At 61.9% G+C, this 22,086-nt stretch carries 23 protein-coding genes; 11 read left to right on the top strand and 12 right to left on the bottom strand.

The genetic code is table 11. The features are described 5' to 3' along the window. Window positions 1–56 precede the first annotated feature (56 nt). The 3 genes from ACFT1A_RS08925 to ACFT1A_RS08915 are packed head-to-tail and all read left to right on the top strand — an operon-like array spanning window position 57 to window position 1,951. The gene (locus tag ACFT1A_RS08925) at window positions 57–728 is read left to right on the top strand and encodes a signal peptidase I (protein ID WP_378446671.1); all 672 of its coding nucleotides are present in this window, start codon (window positions 57–59) and stop codon (window positions 726–728) included. Window positions 729–737: 9 nt separating this feature from the next. Continuing rightward, complete coding sequence (locus tag ACFT1A_RS08920) at window positions 738–1,343, top strand: SipW-dependent-type signal peptide-containing protein (RefSeq protein ID WP_378446670.1); 606 nt, start codon at window positions 738–740, stop codon at window positions 1,341–1,343. Continuing rightward, on the top strand, window positions 1,340–1,951 hold the full coding sequence (locus tag ACFT1A_RS08915; protein WP_378446669.1) for a signal peptidase I: 612 nt from the start codon (window positions 1,340–1,342) through the stop codon (window positions 1,949–1,951). Before ACFT1A_RS08920 ends, ACFT1A_RS08915 begins: the two co-directional genes overlap by 4 nt. 384 nt (window positions 1,952–2,335) lie before the next feature. On the opposite strand, the gene ACFT1A_RS08910 is transcribed toward ACFT1A_RS08915, so the two are convergent. Continuing rightward, window positions 2,336–2,770 (bottom strand): hypothetical protein, encoded by a 435-nt coding sequence (locus ACFT1A_RS08910; protein WP_378446668.1) that lies wholly within the window; start codon window positions 2,768–2,770, stop codon window positions 2,336–2,338. Between ACFT1A_RS08910 and ACFT1A_RS08905 the strand changes: the two genes are divergently transcribed. After that, the gene (locus tag ACFT1A_RS08905) at window positions 2,757–3,011 is read left to right on the top strand and encodes a hypothetical protein (RefSeq protein ID WP_378446667.1); all 255 of its coding nucleotides are present in this window, start codon (window positions 2,757–2,759) and stop codon (window positions 3,009–3,011) included. The two genes, ACFT1A_RS08910 and ACFT1A_RS08905, sit on opposite strands and share 14 nt — an antisense overlap. Window positions 3,012–3,018: 7 nt before the next feature. On the opposite strand, the gene ACFT1A_RS08900 is transcribed toward ACFT1A_RS08905, so the two are convergent. Beyond that, on the bottom strand, window positions 3,019–3,429 hold the full coding sequence (locus ACFT1A_RS08900; protein ID WP_378446666.1) for a limonene-1,2-epoxide hydrolase family protein: 411 nt from the start codon (window positions 3,427–3,429) through the stop codon (window positions 3,019–3,021). Then, window positions 3,426–4,667 carry a cytochrome P450 gene (locus ACFT1A_RS08895; RefSeq protein WP_378446665.1) on the bottom strand — a complete coding sequence of 414 codons (1,242 nt, stop codon included), beginning with the start codon at window positions 4,665–4,667 and terminating at the stop codon, window positions 3,426–3,428. The genes ACFT1A_RS08900 and ACFT1A_RS08895 overlap by 4 nt, the downstream gene beginning before the upstream one ends. 185 nt (window positions 4,668–4,852) lie before the next feature. Between ACFT1A_RS08895 and ACFT1A_RS08890 the strand changes: the two genes are divergently transcribed. Next, window positions 4,853–5,407 carry a TetR/AcrR family transcriptional regulator gene (locus ACFT1A_RS08890; RefSeq protein ID WP_378446664.1) on the top strand — a complete coding sequence of 185 codons (555 nt, stop codon included), beginning with the start codon at window positions 4,853–4,855 and terminating at the stop codon, window positions 5,405–5,407. Window positions 5,408–5,417: 10 nt separating this feature from the next. On the opposite strand, the gene ACFT1A_RS08885 is transcribed toward ACFT1A_RS08890, so the two are convergent. Beyond that, window positions 5,418–6,362, bottom strand: a complete 945-nt coding sequence (locus ACFT1A_RS08885) for a TauD/TfdA dioxygenase family protein (RefSeq protein ID WP_378446663.1) — start codon at window positions 6,360–6,362, stop codon at window positions 5,418–5,420. Window positions 6,363–6,557: 195 nt separating this feature from the next. On the opposite strand from ACFT1A_RS08885, the gene ACFT1A_RS08880 reads away from it, so the two are divergent. Continuing rightward, complete coding sequence (locus ACFT1A_RS08880; RefSeq protein ID WP_378446662.1) at window positions 6,558–8,003, top strand: aldehyde dehydrogenase; 1,446 nt, start codon at window positions 6,558–6,560, stop codon at window positions 8,001–8,003. A 92-nt stretch (window positions 8,004–8,095) separates the two neighbouring features. Here the strand turns inward: ACFT1A_RS08880 and ACFT1A_RS08875 are convergent, their stop codons facing one another. Beyond that, window positions 8,096–9,253: an acyl-CoA dehydrogenase family protein gene (locus ACFT1A_RS08875; RefSeq protein WP_378446661.1), complete on the bottom strand. Its 1,158-nt coding sequence runs from the start codon at window positions 9,251–9,253 to the stop codon at window positions 8,096–8,098. Between the two features lie 200 nt (window positions 9,254–9,453). On the opposite strand from ACFT1A_RS08875, the gene ACFT1A_RS08870 reads away from it, so the two are divergent. The 5 genes from ACFT1A_RS08870 to ACFT1A_RS08850 all read left to right on the top strand — a co-directional run bounded on the left by ACFT1A_RS08870 (window position 9,454) and on the right by ACFT1A_RS08850 (window position 14,348). After that, a complete protein-coding gene (locus ACFT1A_RS08870) occupies window positions 9,454–10,602 on the top strand; it encodes a TetR/AcrR family transcriptional regulator (protein ID WP_378446660.1) in 1,149 nt (382 codons plus the stop codon). A gap of 111 nt (window positions 10,603–10,713) precedes the next feature. Then, window positions 10,714–11,841: an acyl-CoA dehydrogenase family protein gene (locus tag ACFT1A_RS08865; RefSeq protein ID WP_378446659.1), complete on the top strand. Its 1,128-nt coding sequence runs from the start codon at window positions 10,714–10,716 to the stop codon at window positions 11,839–11,841. Beyond that, window positions 11,838–12,908, top strand: coding sequence for an acyl-CoA dehydrogenase family protein (locus tag ACFT1A_RS08860; RefSeq protein WP_378446658.1), 1,071 nt, complete (start codon window positions 11,838–11,840; stop codon window positions 12,906–12,908). Before ACFT1A_RS08865 ends, ACFT1A_RS08860 begins: the two co-directional genes overlap by 4 nt. Next, window positions 12,905–13,672, top strand: a complete 768-nt coding sequence (locus tag ACFT1A_RS08855) for an enoyl-CoA hydratase/isomerase family protein (RefSeq protein WP_378446657.1) — start codon at window positions 12,905–12,907, stop codon at window positions 13,670–13,672. The genes ACFT1A_RS08860 and ACFT1A_RS08855 overlap by 4 nt, the downstream gene beginning before the upstream one ends. Window positions 13,673–13,700: 28 nt before the next feature. Beyond that, window positions 13,701–14,348, top strand: coding sequence for a GntR family transcriptional regulator (locus ACFT1A_RS08850; protein ID WP_378446656.1), 648 nt, complete (start codon window positions 13,701–13,703; stop codon window positions 14,346–14,348). Window positions 14,349–14,432: 84 nt separating this feature from the next. Here the strand turns inward: ACFT1A_RS08850 and ACFT1A_RS08845 are convergent, their stop codons facing one another. The 7 genes from ACFT1A_RS08845 to ACFT1A_RS08815 are packed head-to-tail and all read right to left on the bottom strand — an operon-like array spanning window position 14,433 to window position 22,082. Further along, window positions 14,433–16,103 carry a class I adenylate-forming enzyme family protein gene (locus ACFT1A_RS08845; protein ID WP_378446655.1) on the bottom strand — a complete coding sequence of 557 codons (1,671 nt, stop codon included), beginning with the start codon at window positions 16,101–16,103 and terminating at the stop codon, window positions 14,433–14,435. Window positions 16,104–16,134: 31 nt separating this feature from the next. After that, complete coding sequence (locus tag ACFT1A_RS08840; protein ID WP_378446654.1) at window positions 16,135–17,301, bottom strand: thiolase family protein; 1,167 nt, start codon at window positions 17,299–17,301, stop codon at window positions 16,135–16,137. Window positions 17,302–17,350: 49 nt separating this feature from the next. Then, complete coding sequence (locus tag ACFT1A_RS08835; protein WP_378446653.1) at window positions 17,351–18,508, bottom strand: acyl-CoA dehydrogenase family protein; 1,158 nt, start codon at window positions 18,506–18,508, stop codon at window positions 17,351–17,353. Between the two features lie 24 nt (window positions 18,509–18,532). Then, window positions 18,533–18,913 carry a MaoC/PaaZ C-terminal domain-containing protein gene (locus ACFT1A_RS08830; protein WP_378446652.1) on the bottom strand — a complete coding sequence of 127 codons (381 nt, stop codon included), beginning with the start codon at window positions 18,911–18,913 and terminating at the stop codon, window positions 18,533–18,535. A gap of 1 nt (window position 18,914) precedes the next feature. Continuing rightward, window positions 18,915–20,102: a lipid-transfer protein gene (locus tag ACFT1A_RS08825; protein WP_378446651.1), complete on the bottom strand. Its 1,188-nt coding sequence runs from the start codon at window positions 20,100–20,102 to the stop codon at window positions 18,915–18,917. 29 nt (window positions 20,103–20,131) lie between these two features. Then, on the bottom strand, window positions 20,132–20,935 hold the full coding sequence (locus ACFT1A_RS08820) for an SDR family NAD(P)-dependent oxidoreductase (RefSeq protein ID WP_378446650.1): 804 nt from the start codon (window positions 20,933–20,935) through the stop codon (window positions 20,132–20,134). Window positions 20,936–20,954: 19 nt separating this feature from the next. Continuing rightward, window positions 20,955–22,082: a CaiB/BaiF CoA transferase family protein gene (locus ACFT1A_RS08815; protein WP_378446649.1), complete on the bottom strand. Its 1,128-nt coding sequence runs from the start codon at window positions 22,080–22,082 to the stop codon at window positions 20,955–20,957. Between the last annotated feature and the right edge of the window lie 4 nt (window positions 22,083–22,086).

Below are 22,086 nucleotides of genomic sequence, written 5' to 3'. Positions count from 1 at the left end.
CGAGAAGCCGTCGCGCGGGCGAACGTGCCGAGTATCGACCCCGGCACAGCGCACACGTGGAAACATCTGAGCGGCAACATGATCCCGAACAAGACGCAAACGAGAAGACCACCCTCTGGTGGTGGACTCGCACCATCGTCTCGTGGGTACTGCTGCTGCTGATGGTCGGCGTTCTCGCGGTGATGGTTGTTATCCCTCGGCTCACCGGCTCCACTGCGTACACGGTGCTCACCGGTTCGATGGAACCGACCATGCCCCCTGGCACGCTCATCGTGGTCAAGCCGACACCCAACGAGGATCTGACCACCGGGGACGTGATCACGTTCCAGCCCGTCTCCGGCGATCCAGCGGTGGTCACCCACCGCATCGAAGGCATCTACTACACGGGGGAAGGGGAGCGCCGCATCCACACTCGAGGCGACAACAACCCCGTCGCCGACTCGTGGTCGCTGGTGCCCGAGCAGATCCGTGGTCGTGTCATCTACTCGGTGCCGTATCTGGGCCGGGTGAACTCGGTGATCAACGGGCAATCGCGTTCGATTCTCACCACGGGCGTGGCTGCGGGCTTGGCTGTATATGCCGTGTGGATGGTCGTCAGCGGTATCCGCGACAAGCGGGGCAAAGCCGATGACGACGAAAGCGGCACCGACTCGACTCCTTCCGGCCCAGAGTTCGGCGCGCCAGTATTGCCCGCCGACCCATCGGCACCAACCTCCGAATCGAAATAGGACAGCAGAATGTCTACAGAACAGAAATCGGGCGGCGACGCGCGTCTCGGGGCGCGGATGCGAAGCCGTCTGGGCGAGACCGGTTGGATACGAACCCGGGCCGTGCTCTCACTGGGCATGGTCCTGGGCCTCGGAGCGGTCGGCACGATGGCGGCGTGGTCCGACAGCGCTACCGCGACCACAGGTATGTTCAGCACCTCGTCGGTCCAGTTGAAAGTCGACAATCAGCGGCCTGCCCACCAGTTCACCGAACTCAAGCGCAACAGCATGTTGCCAGGCCAGAGCGAGGCCGGGGCGTTGACGGTACAGAACACCGGAACGGCCAACTTTCAGTGGGCGGTATCCGCCGCTGCCACAGGCTCGCCCGCGCTGATCGGCAAGCTCAAGGTGTCCCTCCATCAGACTGGCGCCAATGACGGCAGCACCTGTTCGGGGCCGATCATCGGCACGCAACAGGGCTTCTCCGGCAACCCGACGCTCGTCTCGGGCAGGTCACTCGCAGCTGGTGTGTCGGAGCAGGTGTGCGTAAAGGTCACCGTCGATTCCACCGCGGGTCAGACCGAGCAGTTCAAGATCGCCGACCTCGGCTTCAACTTCACCGCAACGGGGCAGTGATCATCGAGATGGACAGCACCGATGAGGAGGTGACCGTGGGACGCAGTCGTGGCAAGGAAATTGCCTTGAATGTGGCTGCGGTCGCCGGGCTCATCTGCATCATCGCTACTCTCGCGTCCCTGATATTCGGGATCAAGCCGCTGGTGTTTCGCTCGGGTTCGATGGAACCGGCGATCTCCACCGGTGCGCTGGCGCTGGCGAAGACCGTGCCTGCAACTGAACTCTCAGTCGGCGACGTGATCAGCGTCGACAACGACCAAGGCGTGCGCATCACCCACCGCGTGGTCGAACTCGAACCGGCCGGCGCGGACACCGTGCTCGCCACGCTCAAGGGCGATGCCAACAATGTGGCTGATCGACTGCCCTACACCATTACCGAGGCAGACCGCGTGTTCATCAGCGTCGGTGGGCTCGGTTACGTCGTTGCTTGGCTTTCCAGCCCGCTCGCAACTTTCCTCGGCGGCGGATTGGTAGGCGCGGTGCTGGTCATCGCATTTGGACGAACTAAAGACCGGCGTCTGGAGAATGCCCGCGCCGCCACTACAAATGACGCCCGCGTCGATGCTGACGAAACCTGCGGGGAGCTTCAGGAGGCTCATAATGATTGAAATGCGACGGGCTAGCACCCGCATGAAGTCGCTGCGGTCGTTGATCGCCGTCGGCGGCGCTGCTGCAATGGCTTTCGGTCTGGCTCAGGCCACTGGGACGTTGGCCAATCCAACTGATGTGGTCAATTCGACTGGCGCACAGGTGGCGACGGGCAACTTCTATCCGACGCCGCTGACCGCAAGTATCGGGTGCTCGACCTCGGGTTCTGTCACGAGCCAACGTGGAAACCCTTATTGGAGCGCTGTACCCGGGGCAACGGGTTACAAGGTCGAACTGATGAACAGAAGTAACAACACCGTCAAGGACACAAGGACCTTCACCGCTACGCAACTTCAGTGGTCGAGCGTATCTGACTCGGATCGCTCGGGACTTTACATCAGGGTCTACACCATAAATGGCCCGATGACCTCGTCGGGATATACAACCGGCGCCGGCATGTCTTTCAAAGACTGGGTTAGTGGTCGCACCGCGTGCGAGGGTAGTTCGAGCACAAGCAAGCCAAACCAGGCTTGGGAGAACGTCTCCACCTGGGATCCGAGCACCCCGGCGCCGAATGGGGGGAACCCCCTGAGCAGGATGCAGGCCGAAGCGATGGTTGCGACCGAGCCGGATGCTGTCGAGTCGGAATCGACCACCTCACAAGCTCCGTCGACGAGCGAGACCGCCTCTCCGACAACGCCTACCGAGCCGACCAGCACAACCGAGGCCCCGACCACCACGACGACACCGAACACGACAACCCCGGCACCGACTACGCCGGGAACCACGTCGCCGGAGACTTCTCCGACGGAGGACCCGAAGCCGGTGTTTACTGACACAGTCGAGAATGGTGGTCTCACCGGAGGCTGGACCGCGGGTGGAAACAAGGTTGCGGTCGTCGACGCCGACGGCAACGAACTCGCAAGCGGCCGTGTCGAATCGGGTTCCACCCTGCACTGGTACAACGGCCAGTTGTGGATTGTGGGGGCAACCGAGGTCTTCCGCATCATGGAGTCGCCGCAGGACGGCACGTGGAAGTTCTACAAGGACAGCGGGCAGAACATGCCTGACTTCGGGTAGCGGCTAATCACTCGACCTCTCGACTGTGCCCCCGGGTCTCCGGACCCGGGGGCACGGCCAACAGTTTGTTGATCGGTGCGAGATCGAAATAGTCGCGCCAGGCCACAATTTTCGAGTCCGCGATCTCGAAGATTCCCATGACCGGCAGGACTACGTGTTTGTCGCCGAGGTCGAAACGATCGGTCCGTTCGTTGAGTACGGTCGCACCGTTGGCGGACTGGTGATGAATCGTGAATTCGATCCCACCGAAGGTCGAGATGAAGCCTTCCAGGAAAGTCAGGATTTCGGTGCGCCCGACGATCGGCGCCATCGGAATATTGTGGTAGACAGCATCTTCACTGAAGTACGACGCGATTGTCTCGGCACTACCGAGCTTCCACTCGGCGCAGAAGGCGGTGACCAGTTCTTCGGGGCTCATGGTGTGACCTCTCGACAGGGTGAGACGTTCAGGTGCAAACTTTGATGGCGGCGCACGAACATGCTCGGGACCCAACGTGGTGGGGATTCGGAATCGATTGTGACGTGCGAACTGTTTTCGAGAAGGACTGCGATCGAGGTCTTTGCTTCCAGACGAGCCAGCGCGGCCCCGACACAGAAATGTGCTCCTTTGCCGAAGGCGAAATGCGCTCGGGGATTGACCCTGTCGAGGTTCATGGCCTGTGGTTCGGTGAATGACTCAGGATCGCGGTTCGCCGAGCCCCACAGCAGTATGAGATGACTGCCGGCAGGTAGCGGCACGCCGCCGAGTGTTGTGTCCGCGTTGACATGTCGGTGATGTCCGCGAAAGGGGGACTCGAGCCTGAGCGTTTCTTCCAGGAACGCGCCCACGAGTAGAGGGTCCTCGCGTAGTTGCGCCTGTATCGCGGGGCGCTCGGCGAGTAACCGTGCAGAGTTGGCGATCAGCCCGGCGGTCGATTCGCCACCCGCGCCGACGAGTTGCACCAGCATCAGCACGGCCACGTCTTCGCTGAGTTCGCCTGCGTCACAGCAACGAACGAGATCGCCGAGTAGATCATCGACCGGGTGAGTCCGTGCCTCGCGAAACTTGCCGTAAAGATATCCGGTGAGTTCGGCAGCGGAGGTGACGACGTCTGTCAACCGCTCCGCCGTCACGACACCACTGAGAAGTTCGGTGCTGTCGTACGACCACGTCAGCAATTGGGGGACGTCGAGTGCCGGCAGGCCGATCAGTGTGGCAACCATCTGTAGCGGCAGCGTGTCCGCTACCGACGCGACCCATTCGATACGTCGACCGTCGAAGCCGTTGTCCCACAACTGCTGCGTGTACTCGAGCATCGTCGGCTCGAGTGCTCGGATACGTTTGGCGACCAGCGTCGGTAAGACAAGTTTGCGCTGGTGCTGATGGTCGGGTTCATCGGCAGTGGCGAGAACGTGAACAGCTTGCCCGCCTCCGTTCATGTCGAATGTCACGGCCGAACCGCCTGGTGTACGAACCAGTACTCCCGTGAGGTTGGAGGAGAAGTCCTCGGTACGGGAGACGGCTTCGGTGACCAATTCCCACGTCGACACCAGATAGAAGTCGGTATCGGGTATTCGGTACACGGGGTGCTCGCGCCGGAGTACCTCGTAGAGCGGGTAAGGGTCGTCGATGTTCGACGGGAGGAAGGGGTTGATGTCGAGCGTCGATGGTGTCACGAAGGGAAGATTTCACGGCTAGGAAGGAGAAGTCAACAGGTGGAAAGTGCTTCTGAACTGGCATTTTGAGAAAATCTCACGCCCTTTGAGCCGTCCGTTCTTCTCCCAGGTCAGAGGCTCACTGCCTTCCCCATCGCAGAGATTTCTGATTGAATCTGTCTCAACGTGAGACGAGGTGACGGAGAGTGACCGGTGCGAACGAGCGGCGTACCGCCGACTGGTTGGCCGGCGGTGACCGCAGTGAACTCGCTACCGAGCGCATCTTCGCGGCTGCGGCAGAGCTGATTCGAGAACAGGGATTCGATCGGTTCAATGCCGACGACGTCGCTGCCCGCGCAGGCTGTTCGAGGGCAACGCTCTACCGCTACGTGGGTGGCAAGTCCGCGATCCGCGAGGGGTTGTTGTCACGAGGCGCGGCATCCGTGGCGAGCCAGGTTGCGACTGCCGTCGCATCGCTGCGCGGCGACGAGCGGATCGTAGAGTCGATCCTCGTCGCCGTCGACGCGATCAGATCCGACGCCGCCATGAGCCACGGGCTTGCGGCGGCGCGGGCCAACGGAATTGACGAGTATCTCGTGTCCTCGCCGTTGCTGCCGCGTACTGCGCTGGAACTTGCAGGATTGGATCCTGAAGGTCAAGAGTCGCAGTGGGTGGTTCGGATCGTGTTGATGTTGTTGGCATGGCCTCTCGCAGACGGGGCCGCCGAACGACGGATGGTCGAGTCGTTCGTCAGCTCCTGAGGCTCCCGCGTCAGCGAGTGCCCACGGGCCTGTCGCCGACGATCGAGATTCGATCCATCACTCTGCGAGCGGGAAAGTAGTCGCTGGCGGCGTAGTGCTGACAAGTTCGGTTGTCCCAGAACGCAATCGTATTTTTGCGCCACTTGAGTCGTACTTGGAATTCGGGGCGATGCACGTGCCGGTAGAGCAGGGTGAGTAGCTCGTTGGACTCGGCTTCGGACACCCCGACGATTCTCTGGGTGAAGCTGAGATTGACGAAGAGCACCTTCCTTCCGGTCTCGGGGATCACCCGCACCACGGGATGTCGAACCGCAGGGAACTGTGGGCGCAACTTCGCCACTGTCGACGGATCCATGTGCTTGCCGAACGAATTGATCCAATCGTGCTCGGCAACAAGGTGATCGATGCGTTCTTTGATGCGCTCCGGGAGTAGTTCGTATGCCGCTCCGGTATCGGCCCACAAGGTATCGCCGCCGACTGGCGGAACCTCGACTGCACGCAAGACCGCTGCGAACGAGGGGAATTCGTGCCAGCTGACGTCGTTGTGCCAGTTGTTCTCCACACCGCCGGTCATCGCATCTTTGGCGAGAGTGACGATGTCGGCCTCGCTCTGGCCTGGTTGGGTGTACTTGAAAAACGGGTGCTGCTCCAGTGAGCCCCATCGGCTCGCGAAATCTCGGTGTTCGCTGCGGTCGATGGTTTGATCGCGGAAGAAGAGTACTTTCCATTCGAGTAGTGCTCGGCGAAGTTCCGACATCGTCTCGTCCGAGAGTTGGCCGCTCAGGCTGATTCCCGAGATTTCCGCACCGATGGTAGGCGTCGTCGGAGTGAGTGTGAAACGCGTGTACGGCAATACGTCGAATCCCTCGGCGGTGCGTGAGGCCACGAGTGGCCCGTAAGCAGCGAGTGGATCGGTTGCTACCGGGTAGATCTGTCCGCTCACGAATGCCGTCATGTCCGTCGTCCTTACTCGTTCGGGTGGGGGTCTTCCGCTACGGTAAGGCTCAATCCTTAACTGTGTCAAGGGTCAGCAAGACGCTTGGTTGCGTTATTGCAAATTAACTTTATGATCTGAATCAGATGGTCTACGGAAGATTCACGTGATCTGAGTACTGATCGACTGAACACTAAACCTGAGGAGTGGGCGAGCATGGAAGCATGTGTCGAGTACACGGAACTATTCATCGGCGGAGAATGGGTGACACCGTCCGGTAGCGGCGTCATCGAGGTGATATCCCCGCATACGGAGAGCGTGATCGGTTCGGTCCCAGCCGCGTCGACGGCAGATGTCGACCGCGCAGTGGAGATCGCGAGGGCGGCATTCGATTCCGGGGTGTGGGCGCAGACGCCCCTCGCTGACCGCATTGCGGTGGTCACTCGCATCAAGGACGCGATCCTCGCCAGGAGTGAGGAATTCGCAACGCTGATCTCGCGGCAGAACGGTGCTCCGGCCAGTTCGGCGATGCGCACGCAGGTGTTGGGAGCCGTTGCAGCATACGGCACGGCGTGCGCCGTTGCGGCGCAGTTTCCGTTCGAAGAGTCGCGTGCGGGCGTCGGTGGCCCGATGTTGATCCGTCACGAACCGGTGGGTGTCGTGGCAGCAATCGTTCCGTGGAACGTGCCGCAGTTGGTGATCGCTGCGAAACTTGCTCCGGCACTTCTGAGCGGATGTGCGGTGATCTTGAAACCGGCTCCGGAGACGCCGCTCGATTCGAACTTGCTGGCCGAAATCTGTTCACAGGCAGGACTTCCGAAGGGAGTGCTCAGTGTCTTGCCTGCCGACCGGGACGTGAGCGCACATTTGGTGTCCCACCCCGGAATCGACAAGGTGGCCTTCACCGGGTCGGTGGCAGCAGGTAAGGCGATCATGGCTGCTGCAGCCGCGAATCTCACACGAGTGACCCTCGAACTCGGTGGCAAGTCGGCTGCGATAGTTCTCGAAGACGCAGATATCGATCAGGCGCTGCCCAACATCCTGGCGGGATCCTTTGCCAACAGTGGTCAAGCTTGCGTCGCGTTGACGCGTATTCTGTTGCCGGTCAGTAGGTATGACGAGATTGCGGAGAAGTTTGCGGCTGCGGTCGCGGTGATGAAAGTTGGCGATCCGACCGATCCGGCGACTGTGATCGGTCCGATGACCAGTGCGGCCCAGCAGCGACGAGTGCTCGACTACGTCGGAATCGGTGAGGCAGAAGGCGCGAAGATCTTGACGGGAGGGTCTGTTCCGGAGGGGCTTTCGACGGGTTGGTACGTCGAACCCACGGTCTTCGGTCACGTCGACAACTCCATGCGGATTGCTCGTGAGGAAATCTTCGGACCGGTCGTCTGCCTGATTCCGTTCGAAGACGAAGCCCATGCCGTCGCGATTGCCAACGATTCCGATCTCGGGCTCTCCGGAGCGGTCTGGACCGCGGACACTGCACACGGCGTCGAGGTGGCACGGCAGATCCGGACGGGGACCTTCTCGGTGAACTGCCAACGATTCGACGTCGTTGGTCCCTTCGGCGGTTACAAGAATTCCGGGCTTGGGCGCGAATTCGGTCCTGAAGGTCTGGCGGCGTACCTCGAAGCCAAGAGCATCTTCCTTCCCGCCTGACCCGGCGAAAGTCAGAAAAGGTTCAGCCCCACTTCGATATTCGAGGTGGGGCCGAATCAGCTTGTGTCAAATGCCAATGTCCTTGGCTTGTGTCAAATGCCAATGTCCTTGGCGATAATCGTCTTCATCACTTCACTCGAACCCGCATAGATTCGGTTGACCCGTGTGTCCGCATACAGACGAGAGATCGGGTACTCACGCATGTAGCCGTATCCGCCGTGTAGTTGCAGGCACTTGTCGATGACGCGGCCGGCCATCTCAGTGCAGAAGAGCTTGATCCTCGCGGCGTCCGCGACGGTCAGCTCACGGATCTCGTCCAGATCGAGTGCTCGGTCGACCGCAGCTTGCGCGGCCGCGACTTCTGCCGAGCATTCTGCCAAGACGAATTTCGTGTTCTGGAACTGAGCCACGGGGGTGCCGAAGACCTCGCGCTCCTTGACGTATTCGGTCGTGAACTCGATTGCTGCGCTGGCATTCGCGTAAGACCCCACGGCGGCGCCGAGCCGTTCCCGGACGAGATTTCGGGTGAGGTAGCCGAAAGCGGCACCCTCCTCACCGAGGAGGTTCTCGATCGGCACGCGGACGTCGGTGAACGAGAGTTCTGCGGTGTCCTGCGCTCGCAACCCCAACTTCTCGAGCTTGCGACCGACGCTGAAGCCTTCCGACGTGGTGTCGACGCAGAGAATCGACAGACCGGCGCGGCGATTCACTTCGCTCGGCGGACTGGTGCGGGCGACCACGAGAATCAAGTCGGCTTGTACTCCGCCGGTGATGAACGTCTTGGATCCGTTGACGACGTAGTGGCTGCCGTCGGCGGACAGGCGGGCCGTTGTTTTGATCCCGGCAAGGTCGGAGCCGGCGCCAGGCTCGGTCATCGCGATGGCGGTCATCAGTTCGCCGGAGAGGAAACCGGGAAGCCATCGCGCTTTCTGTTCGTCGTTGCCGTACTCCACCAGATAAGGCAGGACCAGGCACGTATGGACGACGTCGGCGCCGAACGTGACCCCTGCCCGTGCGGTCTCCTCGCGGATCACGGCCTGATACTTGAAGCTCGTCTCGCCGCCGCCGCCATACTCCTCGGGCAGTTCGATTCCGAATATTCCGAGGTCACCCAACTGTCGATACAGTGATCGAGGAACCATGCCGGCTTCCTCCCATTCTGGAAAGTGTGGGACGACCTCACGGGCGATGAACGTCCGAATCATGTGACGGAACGTATCGTGATCGCTGTTGTAGACGGTTCGTTGCACGCGATTCTCCTTGGGGTCGGTACCCTGAAGTCAGGTGTCCGGTTCTGCGGCGAGGTAAGGTTCTCTAACCAGATGTTGAGAGAAAATTGCGGAATGAGCTGTTGTTTTCCAGCAATAAGTGAATAATAACTCATAGATGTGTGTTTGACGATGCAGCCGAGGTTGTTCGAATTTTGGTTGTCGCGAAGGAGAGAGTCACGATGGTCGTACGTCGGCCCCACGACCGTAAGCAGCAGATTCTTGCTGCTGCAGGCGAGCTTTTTCGTGAGCACGGGTATCACAACGTGTCCGTTGCGCAGGTGGCTGCGGCAGTCGGAATCACGGCGCCGGCCCTCTATCGGCACTTCAAGAACAAGCCGGATCTGCTTTACGCCGCGGTCAACGCAGGCATCGAATCGCTCTACGATCGAGTCGCCGGGTCCGAGGATCTGAAATCGCTGATCGCCGAGCTTGCGGCGTCGGTATCTCGTCGTCGAGGGCTCTCGCTCCTGTGGCAACGCGAAGCTCGCTACCTACCTGACGAGCAACGGGAGGAAATGCGCGCGACGCTCAAGAGCGCTGCCGCACGCGATGCTGCGCTGATCCGAACGGAACGTCCCGAGCTCGACGAGGAAGACAGCTATCTGCTCGCCTGGGCTCTCATTGCCGTCTTCAACAGCGTGTCCTCGCATCGGGTGTCCCTGCCGAGACGTCAGATGGAACTGCTGCTGGCAGAGTTGGCGGAGCGGGCGGTGCATACGGAACTCGGCCACTCCGAGGTGAAGGTGGAGACGCCGACCGGTCACGTTCCGGTGGCGATGCCGAGGCGTGAACTCTTGTTGACCGAAGCCATTCGTTTGTTCGACGAGCGTGGGTATCAGGCGGTCAACACCGAGGATATCGGTGAGGCTGCCGGAACCACGGGCCCCAATGTGTACAACCACTTCGATGCCAAGATCGATCTTCTGATCGCGGCGGTCTCGAGAGGCGGCGAGAGGCGACGGATCGGTGTCGCGCAGGCGCTCGCCGCGGCAACCGGGCCGGAGGACGCGTTGTCCGGATTGCTTGCGGCACATATTGATTTCGCAATCAACGAGCGTCACCTGATCGGGTTGTTGATCAGTGAACTCGACCAATTGCCGGACAAGTTCCGCCGCACGTGTGAACAGAATCAGCGTGAGTACATCGCGTTGTGGGTCAAGATGCTCGACGACGTTCGTCCGGGACTCGAACCCGCGACGGCCAGAATCACCGTCAACGCCGCTCTGACGGTCGTGGAGAACGCCGTGCGTATCGGTCGACTACGTCGTCGTGACGACCTGCCTGAGCGCCTGTTCGAGATCGGCTCCGCCGTCCTGCTGGGCAGTTAGCCGCGCAATCAGCCGGGTGCTGTTGGCGGACAGTCACATTCAAGATGGTATACATTTTTGTATACGTTCTTCTCGAACCTAGTCGATGAATTCAACTGATCGGAGACGTCCATGCGTTTCGACGCAACAGAACTGACGATCGAGGAACTCGATCTTCAGGCAGAAGTACGGGAGTACCTGGACCAGCGGCTCACCCCCGGTAGCTATCCACTCGGACTCGGGATGTCCGGGGCGGTGGATCCGGTGTTCTCGCGAGATCTCGGTAGCCGTGGGTGGCTCGGCATGTCGCTGCCGAAGGAATACGGCGGGGGCGGACGGTCAGCAGTGGATCGATTGGTCGTCGTGGAAGAACTTCTCGCGCGGGGAGCGCCGGTCGGTTATCACTGGATCGGAGACAGACAGTCGGGTCCGAGCATCGCCGCCAACGGCACGGAAGAACAGAAGCGGTACTTCCTTCCCGGCATCGCGAGCGGTGAGTTCTCGTTCTCGATCGGGATGAGTGAGCCCGACTCTGGTTCGGACCTGGCATCGGTACGCACTCGCGCCGAACGTGTCGATGGTGGCTGGAAAGTCAACGGCACCAAGATCTGGACCACCGGCGCCTTCCACGCCACACACATACTCGCCCTGCTTCGAACCTCGGCAGACAAACACAACGGACTCACTCAGCTGATCGTCGATCGCGACAGCGAGGGCCTGACCGTCTCACCCATTCCGTTCATCGACGGAAGCGAGGACTTCTGCGAGGTGTCGTTCCAGGACGTTTTTGTGTCGGACTCGCGTCGCCTCGGAGACGTCGGAGCGGGCTGGGGACAAAACACCGGTGAACTCGCACTCGAGCGAGGTGGCGTCGACCGTTGGATGTCACTGATGCCGGTCCTCGAGAACTGGGCAGCCAACCAAGCGGTGCGGGGCGGTCCCGCTGCCCTCGCCGATCTGGGCTCGATTGCCGCACGCTGCTGGGCTTTTCGCGGGATGTCGCTGTCCATTGCGCGGATGGTCGACGCCGGTCGCTCGCCGGTCACGGAGGCCGCGCTGATCAAGGAGATGGCAACACGCTTCGAACAGGACTGTGTTGCGACCGTCGCGCGGCACCTCGGCCGGGCGCCAGACCTTGCGTCCGACGATCCGTACGAATCACTGCTCGCCCGGGCCGTGCTGGTGGCGCCGTCGTGGTCGATTCGCGGCGGCACCAACGAAATTCTCCGCACCGTGATCGTGAAAGGGTTGAACCGATGAATTCGGGGTCAGAGATCAACGCTCACACATTCGACGCCGATCTCGAAGCGATGGTCGAGCAATTTTTCGCCGAGAAGTCCGGCACCGAGGTGGTAGCGCAGGCCGAGATCGACGGTCTGCCCACCGGTTTATGGGACGCGGCAGTGGAACTGGGGTTGCCGCTGGTCGGTCTTCCCGAATCTGCAGGTGGTTCCGGTGGCTCGCTCCTCGACGCCGTGACTGTGCAGCGCGCTGCCGCGAGGCACGCTGCGCCGTTGCCCCTCGCCGAGACGTACCTTGCCGGCAGACTGGCAGCAGCGGCCGGGCTACCGGTGCCCTCCGGAATCGCAACCGTCGCCCCGAGATCGCAGCGCGACGATGCGCGTCGGACCAGCGACGGCCTGGTATCGGGAACCTTTCACGATGTGCCGTGGGGGAGCGCCGCGTCAGTGCTGGCGGCAGTTCTCGGTGATCGAGTTGTCCTCCTCAACATCTCTGACGCCGAGATCGGTTCCGGGACGGACTTTGCGGGGCAACCGCGTCAGAGCCTGACGTTCTCCGAAGCGCGGACCGTCGAGGGTGACAACCCGGTCGATCCCCGGATACTCGGTAGACTCGGCGCCTTCCTGCGTTCGGCGCAGATGGCGGGAGCCATGGAGGCGGTGTCGACGCTGACCCGGCGCTACGTGTCGGAGCGGGTGCAGTTCGGCAGGCCCATCGCGCAATTCCAAGCCGTCCAGCAGCACATCGTCACCCTCGCTCAGATGGCATCGATGTCCACGCTGGCAGTGGATCGCACTGCGTATGCGCTCACCAGTCGCAACGCCGACTTCGAAGTGTGTGCAACCAAATTGGTGGTTTCGCAAAATGCGCTCGCGAGCGTGCGCGCCGCCCACCAGGCGCACGGTGCAATCGGGATGACTCGCGAATACCGCTTGCAACAACTCACCCGTCGACTGCATGCCTGGCGATCGGAGTTCGGCGACGAAATCGCGCTTGCGACGCAGCTCGGAACGGCCATCGCGGCAACGCCCTCCCTGCCCCGCTTGATCACCGACCCGCAACCGACCTTGGAGCTGAAATCATGACCGACGCCGTGCACGTGGAAATCGACGGACACGTAGGAACCATCGAGTTCTCACGCCCACCCGCCAACTATTTCGATCAGGCACTGTTGCGGCAAATCGCCGATGCGGCAGCCGATCTCGTGAACGGCGGAGATGTTCGAGCGATCGTTCTCGCATCGGCAGGCAAACACTTCTGCGCCGGCGCGAACTTCGGTGAAGGGGGACTGGGGCCCGATCGTGCCGACACGGTACGAGCGATCTACACCGAGGCGTTGCGGTTGTTCGAGATTCCGGTTCCCGTGATTGCGGCAGTGCAGGGATCCGCGGTGGGCGGTGGGCTCGGCCTTGCCTGCGCCGCGGACTTTCGCGTTGCCGGGCCGTCGACACGGTTGCACGCGAACTTCGCTGCGTTGGGGTTCCATCAGGGATTCGGGCTCAGCGTCACCTTGCCCCGAATCGTCTCGGCACAGTCTGCCGCCGATCTGCTGTATACGGCGCGGCGGCTGACCGGCACACAGGCACACGAACTCGGCTTGGTGGACCGTCTGGTTGAGGATGCGAACATTCGGCAGGAGGCGCTCGCGTACGCACACGAAATTGCTTCGAGTGCACCGTTGGCCGTCCGCTCCATGAAGGCGACGTTGCGCGCAGGGCTGCGGGACGAGGTCGCCACTGTGCTCGAGCGGGAGTTGGCGGAGCAGGTTGTTCTGTGGGGGACCGAAGACTGCGTCGCCGGCATCGAGGCCAACCTCGCACGAGTGCAACCGCAGTTCAACGCGAGGTGAGGTCGACGCGACCACTATCGTGTCCACCGTGAAGGAACCAACCGGTGCACAACGCTGCCTGCAACAGATCCGGCAGATGATCGTCTCGGGTGAGCTGCTGCCTGGACAGAAAGTCCACCAAAGCGAGCTTGCCGAGCGATTGAACGTCAGCAGAATTCCGGTCCGCGAGGCACTTTCGACCTTGCAGGCAGAGGGCGTCCTCGAACACAAGTCGAACACCGGGTACACCGTCGCCAGATTCAGTAGTGAAGACCTTTCCGAGCTCTACCTGATGCGGCGTCTGCTCGAAACGGAGATCCTGGCGTCCATAGACCTCGGTAGCGTCGACGTCGCCGAATTGGAACGAATGCAGGAGCGGGTGGACCAGGCCGAACCGAGCGAGGAGGGGCCAGAGTTTCAGGAAGCCAACCGTCAGTTCCACTTTCGCCTGTTCTCCTACTCGCCCCTGCAGCGCGTGCTGCAGGAAGTGGATCGGCTCTGGTACATGTCGGACTTCTACCGTGCCCTGTACATCCACGAACCGTCGTCGCGTCGGCAGGTTTCCGAGGACCACGGCAGGATTCTCCAGGCCGTCCGGGATCTGGATCCCGCCGAACTGATCCGCGCCAGCGACGAACACCGATCTGCTACCGAAGCTCTGGTCGTGAGACGGCTCGGCCGTGGACAACCTCACTGAACGCTGACGAGAGAGCGAACAGCTGCGCGGTATCCGTAGAGCTCTCGGATACCGCGCAGGTGTAGTCGTGGGAAGGACGAACGCTCAGGGCGCCAGACTGTCACGAAGCTCGTTCTTACGGATCTTCCCGGTCTGGGTCGACGGCAACTCGTCGAGTACGTAAACCTCACGTATCTTCTGGTACGGAGCAACCTGCGTGGCAACGTGATCCACGATCTCGGTGGCAATCTGCTCGACGCGATCGACCGACTCCGGGTTGATCACGACGAAGGCCACCGGAATCTCACCTGCCAGTTGGTCGGGGGCACCGACCACAGCCGCCTGCAGTACGTCGGGGTGCGAGCACACCAACTCTTCGAGCGGCTGCGGATAGACGTTGTACCCCTTGTAGATGATCAAGTCCTTGGAGCGCCCACCGATGAACAGGTTGCCCTGCTCGTCACGCCAACCCATGTCCCCGGTATGAAGCCAACCGTCGATGAACTGACCGGCGCTGAGTTCTGGTTCGTCGTGATATCCGCCGGCGATCTGCGGACCCCGGGCCCAGATCTGTCCGGTCTCACCCGTCGCCAGTACAGCTTCGGTGACTTCGTCGCGGATCTGAATCTCGGTGTCGGGGAAGGGGAGGCCGACGCTCCCCAACGGGGTGGGGCGTTCTTCGCACGGTGAACCCATCGTCAGACCCATTGTTGCTTCGCTGAGCCCGTAGCCTTCGGTGACGAGTGCGTTCGGAAAGACCTCTCGCAGTGTACGGATCGCCGTCGTGTCGAGTGGGGCTGCTCCGGATCCGAGAATCCGAACAGAACCCAGATCGTGCCCACGCAGGGTTCGTGCGCGTAGCAACGCGTAGTACATGGTGGGAGACCCGCCGATGTACGTCACCTGATATTTGTCGACGTCGGCGAGAAATCGATCCGGATCGAAGCGCGTCCCGAGTACCACCGTGCCACCGAGCAAGGTGGTGAAGTTGTGACTGACCAGACCGAGGCCGTGGAACAGCGGCGCGATCGAGATCGACGCGCCCTCACCCGGAACGATGGAGTAACGCGTCACTGCGCCGTCGATCGGCCGAACGAGAAGTGCCCCGTCGACGAGTTCGGTTCGATGCCCGGAGCGCCAACAGGCGGATTGGAGCACGTTGGCCACGAGATTCCGGTGCAGTACTCGTACGGCCTTGGACTTTCCGGTTGTGCCGCCGGTCAATTGCAGGTGAGCAACAAGTTCGGGATCCACCCGGTAATCGGCCAGTGGTTTCGACGAGGCGAGGTCCGTGATGGAGGAGAGACCTTCGCAATGGCCGGACTGCGCGCCGGCTCCCGGAACCAGTACCAGGATGCGAGGCGGAGCGGACAGTGCGTTGACCTCGATTGCCGTTGCAGCACAAGATGGATGGGTGAATACGACCTTGGCGTCGACGTCGTCGAGTTGGCGCTTCAATTCGGCCACGGGCTGCGCCGGATTTATCGGAGCCACTGCTGCTCCGGCGCACAGTGCGCCGTAGTACGCGACGATGAACCAGATCGAGTTCGGCATGTGCAGTCCCACGGCGTCACCCGGCTGGACACCGCGCTCCCGCAGACCCTGCGCTACGCGCAGCGCTCGATCATGCAATTGCGAGTAGGTCAGTGACGTGTCGCCGTCGACGAGCGCGAGGCGGTCCGGGTACGAGCGGGCCGCACCCGCCAGGATCGCATCGGCACCACAGTCGGGATATTCCAAGCTTCGGGGTACTCCGAGTGGCCAACTCGAACTCATGTCAGGGCTCTGGATCGCTGTAGCTGTCATCTCAGATCAGCTCGAGAATCGTGGCATTGGCCATTCCGCCGCCTTCGCACATGGACTGCAACCCGTAGCGGATGCCGTTCTCTCGCATGTGATGTACCAGAGTGGTCATCAGACGTGCGCCGGAACCGCCGATCGGATGACCCAGTGCCATCGCGCCACCGTTTGGGTTCATGCGTTCGTAGTCGGCGCCGGTCTCACGGAGCCACGCGAGCGACACCGAGGCAAAAGCCTCGTTGATCTCGAACGCGCCGATGTCACCGATCGAGAGACCGGACTTTGCAAGAGCTTTCGCCGTAGCCGGAATCGGACCCTCGAGCATGGTGACCGGATCCGTACCGGTGACCACCGCGGTGTGAATACGCGCGATGGGTGTCCAACCTTGGGACTTCGCGAACTCGCTGGTGGTCACGAGCAGCGCGCCCGAACCGTCGGAGATCTGCGACGAATTACCGGCGGTGATCGAACCATTTTCGGAGAAAGCAGGTTTGAGCGATCCAAGCTTTTCGAGGGTGCCACCGCGGCGCACACCCTCGTCCTTCTCGAAGACACTGCTGCGGCCGTCGGCATCGGTCACTGTCACAGCAGTGATCTGATCCTTGAAGCGACCTTCGTCGACGGCCGCGGCAGCGCGCTCGTGCGAATCCAGCGCATGCTGATCCAGTTCAGCTCGCGAGATGCCGTACTTTTCGGCAATCATCTGGGCGCCCATGCCCTGGTTGAATCGAATACCGTTGTAGCGCTCCCAGACTAGCGGCCCGTGCGGCTCACCGAAACGTGCGTCCGCACGCGCGGAGCCCATCGGGACAGCGCTCATCATCTCGACGCCGCCCGCGATTGCGACGTCGTACTGGCCGGAGATCACGCCGGCGGCCGCCTGGTGAACTGCCTGCTGAGACGACCCGCACTGGCGATCGACGGTAACCCCGGGCACATTTTCGGGCCAACCGGCCGCCAGGACCGAAGACCGGGCGATGCAACCGGACTGCATCCCGAGCGTGCCGACGCAGCCCCAGATCACGTCGTCCACGAGCGCCGGATCGAGATCTACTCGATCGGCCAAGGCCTCGAGAACATGTGCAGACAGCGAGACTGCATGCATTCGGGAAAGTGCACCGTTTCGTTTACCGACTGCGGTCCGGACGGCGTCGACGATGACTGCGTCACGCATGGGAACTCCTTCGATCGTTCGTGTGACTGGGAAGATCTGGCTCTGGTCTCTACAGACCCATGTCCTTGGCGATGATCGTCTTCATGACTTCGCTTGTACCGCCGTAGATACGGCTCACACGAGTGTCCGCGTACAGGCGTGCGATCGGGTACTCGAGCATGTAGCCGTAGCCGCCGTGCAATTGCAGGCACTTGTCGATGACACGCGCGGCGACCTCGGTACCGAACAGCTTGATGCGCGCCGCGTCGGCGGCAGTGAGTTCGCCTGAATCGTCGAGTTCGATGCCGCGATCGGCGAGTGCCTGCGCGGCCTCGACCTCGGCAGAGCACTCTGCGAGAACGAACTTGGTGTTCTGGAACGCTGCGACGGGCTTGCCGAACACCTGGCGTTCCTGGACGTAAGCCTTCGCGAACTCGATTGCAGCACGGGCAGATGCCACGCCACGACTACCGATCGAGAGGCGCTCACGCGGCAGGTTCTGCCCCAGGTACGAGAATCCCTTGTCCTGCTCGCCGAGGAGATCGGCAACCGGAACCTTGACGTCGGTGAATGAAAGCTCGCTGGTGTCACTGGCGCGTAGGCCGAGTTTCTCGAGTTTGCGACCGTACTCGAAGCCGGGTGCGTCGGTGGGAACCACCATCAGGCTCAGCCCGAAGCGGCGGTCGTCCTCTGCAGGCGCGGACGTGCGTGCAACCACCACGCACAGTTCGGAATTGACCGCGCCCGTGATGAAAGTCTTCGCTCCGTTGAGGACGTAGTGCGTGCCGTCTGCGGAGAGCTTGGCGGTGGTACGGATGCCGGCCAGATCGGAACCGGTACCGGGTTCGGTCATGGCGATGCACAGCGTCTTCTCACCGGTGGCGATCGACGGGAGCCAACGCTGCTTCTGTTCCTCGTTCGCCAGACGCAAGAGGTACGGCAGGACGATTCCGGTACTGACCGTGTAGTGGCCGAAGCTCACCGCCGCGCGCGAGGTTTCCTCGTCCATGACCGCCTGGAACTTGTAGCTGATCGTGCCGGTTCCGCCGTACTCCTCGGGGATGTCGAAACCCATGACACCGAGATCGCCGAGCTTGTCGAACAACTCACGTGGCACACGGTTGTCACGCTCCCAGTCTGCGTAGAACGGCGTGACCTCCTTCGCGATGAACGTACGGATCGTTTCACGGAAATCCTCGTGCTCTTGGGTGAAGAGGTTGCGCTTCATCTCGTCCTGCTTTCTCGTGGAGGGTTAGTTGACCGCGACGACTGCGGAACCGCGCAAAGTCACGGTGCCGTCGGGCAGCGTCATGGTGAGATCGAGGTGACCGAGGCCGTCTTCGACCTTGACGACCGTGCCGGTGCACTGCGGCGTCGAGTTCACCGGAGTGATCGCGGAGAACCGGACGGAGAAGGAATGGATGCGCTCCTGCTCGTAGTGATCGGTGAGAAGTCGTCCGAGGTATGCCATGGACAACATGCCGTGGGCGAAGACGTCGGGAATGCCAACTGCCGCACAGGCATCCATGTCGATGTGGACAGGGTTGTGGTCGCCCGAAGCCCCGGCGTACAGAGCAAGTGTGGTGCGAGTGATCTTCGGGACGGTCAGGTCGAGGGAGTCTCCGGTATTCATCTCAGCTCACCTTTTCGTAGAGCGTGACGACTCCGGCACCGCCGAGGCCGAGGTTGTGCTGCAGAGCGAGGGTTGCACCGTCCACCTGACGTGGACCGGCGTCGCCACGAAGCTGCCAAACCAACTCCGTGCATTGGGCGAGGCCGGTGGCACCGAGTGGGTGACCCTTGGACAGAAGGCCGCCGGACGGGTTGACCACCACTCGTCCGCCGTAGGTGTTGTCGCCGCTCAGGATGAACTGCTCGGCGCCGCCCTCTTCGACGAGCCCGAGGGCCTCGTAGCAGAGCACCTCGTTCACCGTGAAGCAGTCGTGAAGCTCGACGACACTGATATCGCGGGGGTCGACGCCCGAGGCCTCGTAGACGTTGCGAGCGGCCGAGGCGGTGACGTCGTAGCCGACTGCCTTGATCATGCTTCCTTCGTCGAAGGTGCTGGGCAGATCGGACGTCATCGACTGCGCCTTGATCGCGACGTCTGTGCGAAGTCCGTTGGCGCGGGCGAAATCTTCGGTGCAGATGATCGCTGCCGCGGCGCCACAGGTTGGTGGGCACGCCTGGTATCGGGTGACCGGGCCGAAGAGTGTCGGCGCAGCCATCACTTCTTCTTCGGTCAGTTGTGTGCGGAACACCGCGTACGGGTTGTCGGCCGAGTGCTTGCGTGCCTTGACCTGAACCTTGGCGAACGTTTCGGCCTTCATGCCGAACTTCTCCATGTATTCGATACCCGCCACACCGAAGTACTGCGCAGCCCGCGGAACTGATGTGTCGATCCCGGCGGCAGCCTCGAGTACCTCGTCGAAGCGACCGAGCGGACGCGGACGATCAGTCCAGGCGCCTTTGAGGGCTCCGGGCTGCATCTGCTCGAAGCCAAGCGCCAGAGCACATTCCACTGCGCCACTCTCGACTGCCTGACGGGCCAGCCAGAGTGCAGTCGAACCGGTGGCGCAGTTGTTGTTGACATTGATCACCGGGATGCCGGTCTCGCCGAGGTTGTACAACGCTCGCTGACCACTCGTGGAATCGCCGTACACATATCCGACATAGGCCTGCTGAACCTTCGAGTACTCGAGGCCCGCGTCCTTCAACGCCGCGGTGGCCGCTCTTGCGCCCATGACGTCGTAGTCGTCACTCTTACCTGGTTTGGTGAACGGGATCATGCCGACCCCGGCTACAAATGCTCTGCGGCTCATAGTTTCTCCGAATGATCGAGGGGTCGGTGTCAGACTCGTCCGCCGTCGACAACCAGGCACTGGCTGTTGACGTAGTCGGATTCCGGTGTGCAGAGCAGGTATACGGCGCCCGCGGCTTCCGCCGGGGTTGCTCCACGGCCGAAGGGGATAGTGGTTGCCATGGCTGCCATGCGGTCGGGATTGACTCCGACACGGATGTCGCGGCCGTCGATCGTGATCTTGGTGTCGGAATCGGCAGTCACCTCGGTCATTCGGGTGACAACGAAGCCGAAGGCGACAGCGTTGACGTTGACCTTGTAACGGCCCCACTCCTTGGCCAGGGTTTTGGTGAGACCGACGACGGCGGCTTTTGCGCTGCCGTAATTGGATTGTCCTGCATTGCCGAAGACACCCGAGGTGGACGAGATGTTGACGACCTTGCGGTGGTAGTCGGTGGGATTGGCTTTGACGAACGGCTGAGCGGCGCGAAGGATTCGGAACGGTGCCTTCAGATTGACGTCGAGGATGGTGTCCCACTGCTCGTCGGTCATCTTCTGGATCACACTGTCCCAGGTGTATCCCGCGTTGTTGACGATGATGTCGAGTCCACCGAACGATTCGACGGCAGTGTCCACGAAGCGTTCGGCAAATCCGTCCTCGGCAACGGAGCCGATGCACGAGACGGCCTGTCCGCCTGCGGCCTTGATGTCATGTTCAGTCTGAGAGGCGGGCTCGGGATCGAGGTCGTTGACCACTACCGAGGCGCCTTCGGAGGCGAGCTTGAGAGCGATTTCGCGGCCGATACCGCGGCCCGAGCCCGAGACGATGGCAACCTTGCCGTCGAGTGTTCCCATGATGCGATCCTTTTCGGTTTCAGCGTGTGGCGGTGACTACGCCGATTTCGGCGAGCACTTCGTCGGTGTGTTGACCGATGACGGGTGCGGGACGCGGGTCATCGGCCGGTGTATCGGAGTAACGCGGAGCTGGATTCGGTTGGATGTGCCCGTCGCCGAACGTGCCGAACGTGGCGCGGAAGGCGTTGTGCGGGTGTGCCACTGCTTCGTCGAAATTCAACACCGGGGAGACGCAGGCGCCCTGCATGTCGAATGCAGAGTCCCATTCGTCGCGGGTACGGGTCGCGAACAATTCGGCAAGTCGGTCAGCCATCGCCGGCCACACATCTCTGTTGTGCTGCTGTGCGAACAGTGGATCCTCGGTCAGGCCGAGCACTCTCATGGTTGCGGCGTAGAACTGTGGCTCAACGCAACCCACAGCCATGAATCCGCCGTCGGCGCAACGATAGTTCCGGTAGAAGGGAGCGCCCCCGTCGAACATGTTGGATGCCCGCTCGTCCACCCAGCGATCACGCGCGAGTAGTCCGTGGATCAAGGCCAACTGGACGGCGGTGCCGTCGGTCATCGCCGCGTCGACCACTTGTCCGCGGCCGTCGATTCGTGCTCGCAGCATGGCGGTCGTGATGCCGAGTGCGAGCAGCATTCCGCCACCGCCCATGTCTCCGACCAGATTGAGCGGAACCGGAGGGACATCCCCGGGGGCTCCCATGGCTCCGAGTGCGCCGGTAAGGGCGATGTAGTTGAGATCGTGGCCGGGTTCTGACGCCAGCGGCCCATCCTGGCCCCACCCGGTCATGCGGCCGTACACGAGCTTCGGGTTCCTGGCCAGGCAGGTGTCCGGGCCGAGCCCCAGACGCTCGGTGACTCCCGGCCGGAAGCCCTCGATGACCGCGTCGGCGGTGTCGATGATCTTCAAGACGGTGTCGACGTCGTGCGGATCCTTGAGGTCCAGGGCTACCGAACGCCGGTTGCGATGCAGCACAGGATGTCCGGACTGGTTTCCGGCCTCGGTGCTACGGTCGATCCGGATCACGTCGGCGCCTTGATCGGCAAGTAGCATTCCGCAGAACGGGCCGGGACCGATACCGCCGAGTTCGACGATGCGAAGGCCCGCGAGCGGACCGCTTGGACTGGCGTCAGTCGTCATGGAA

The organism is Rhodococcus sp. NPDC057135 (genome assembly GCF_042670865.1).
In the GTDB taxonomy this organism is placed as follows: Bacteria; Actinomycetota; Actinomycetes; order Mycobacteriales; family Mycobacteriaceae; genus Rhodococcus_F.
Note: the sequence above shows the minus strand (reverse complement) of the source record. Positions and strands in the feature narration are given on the sequence as shown.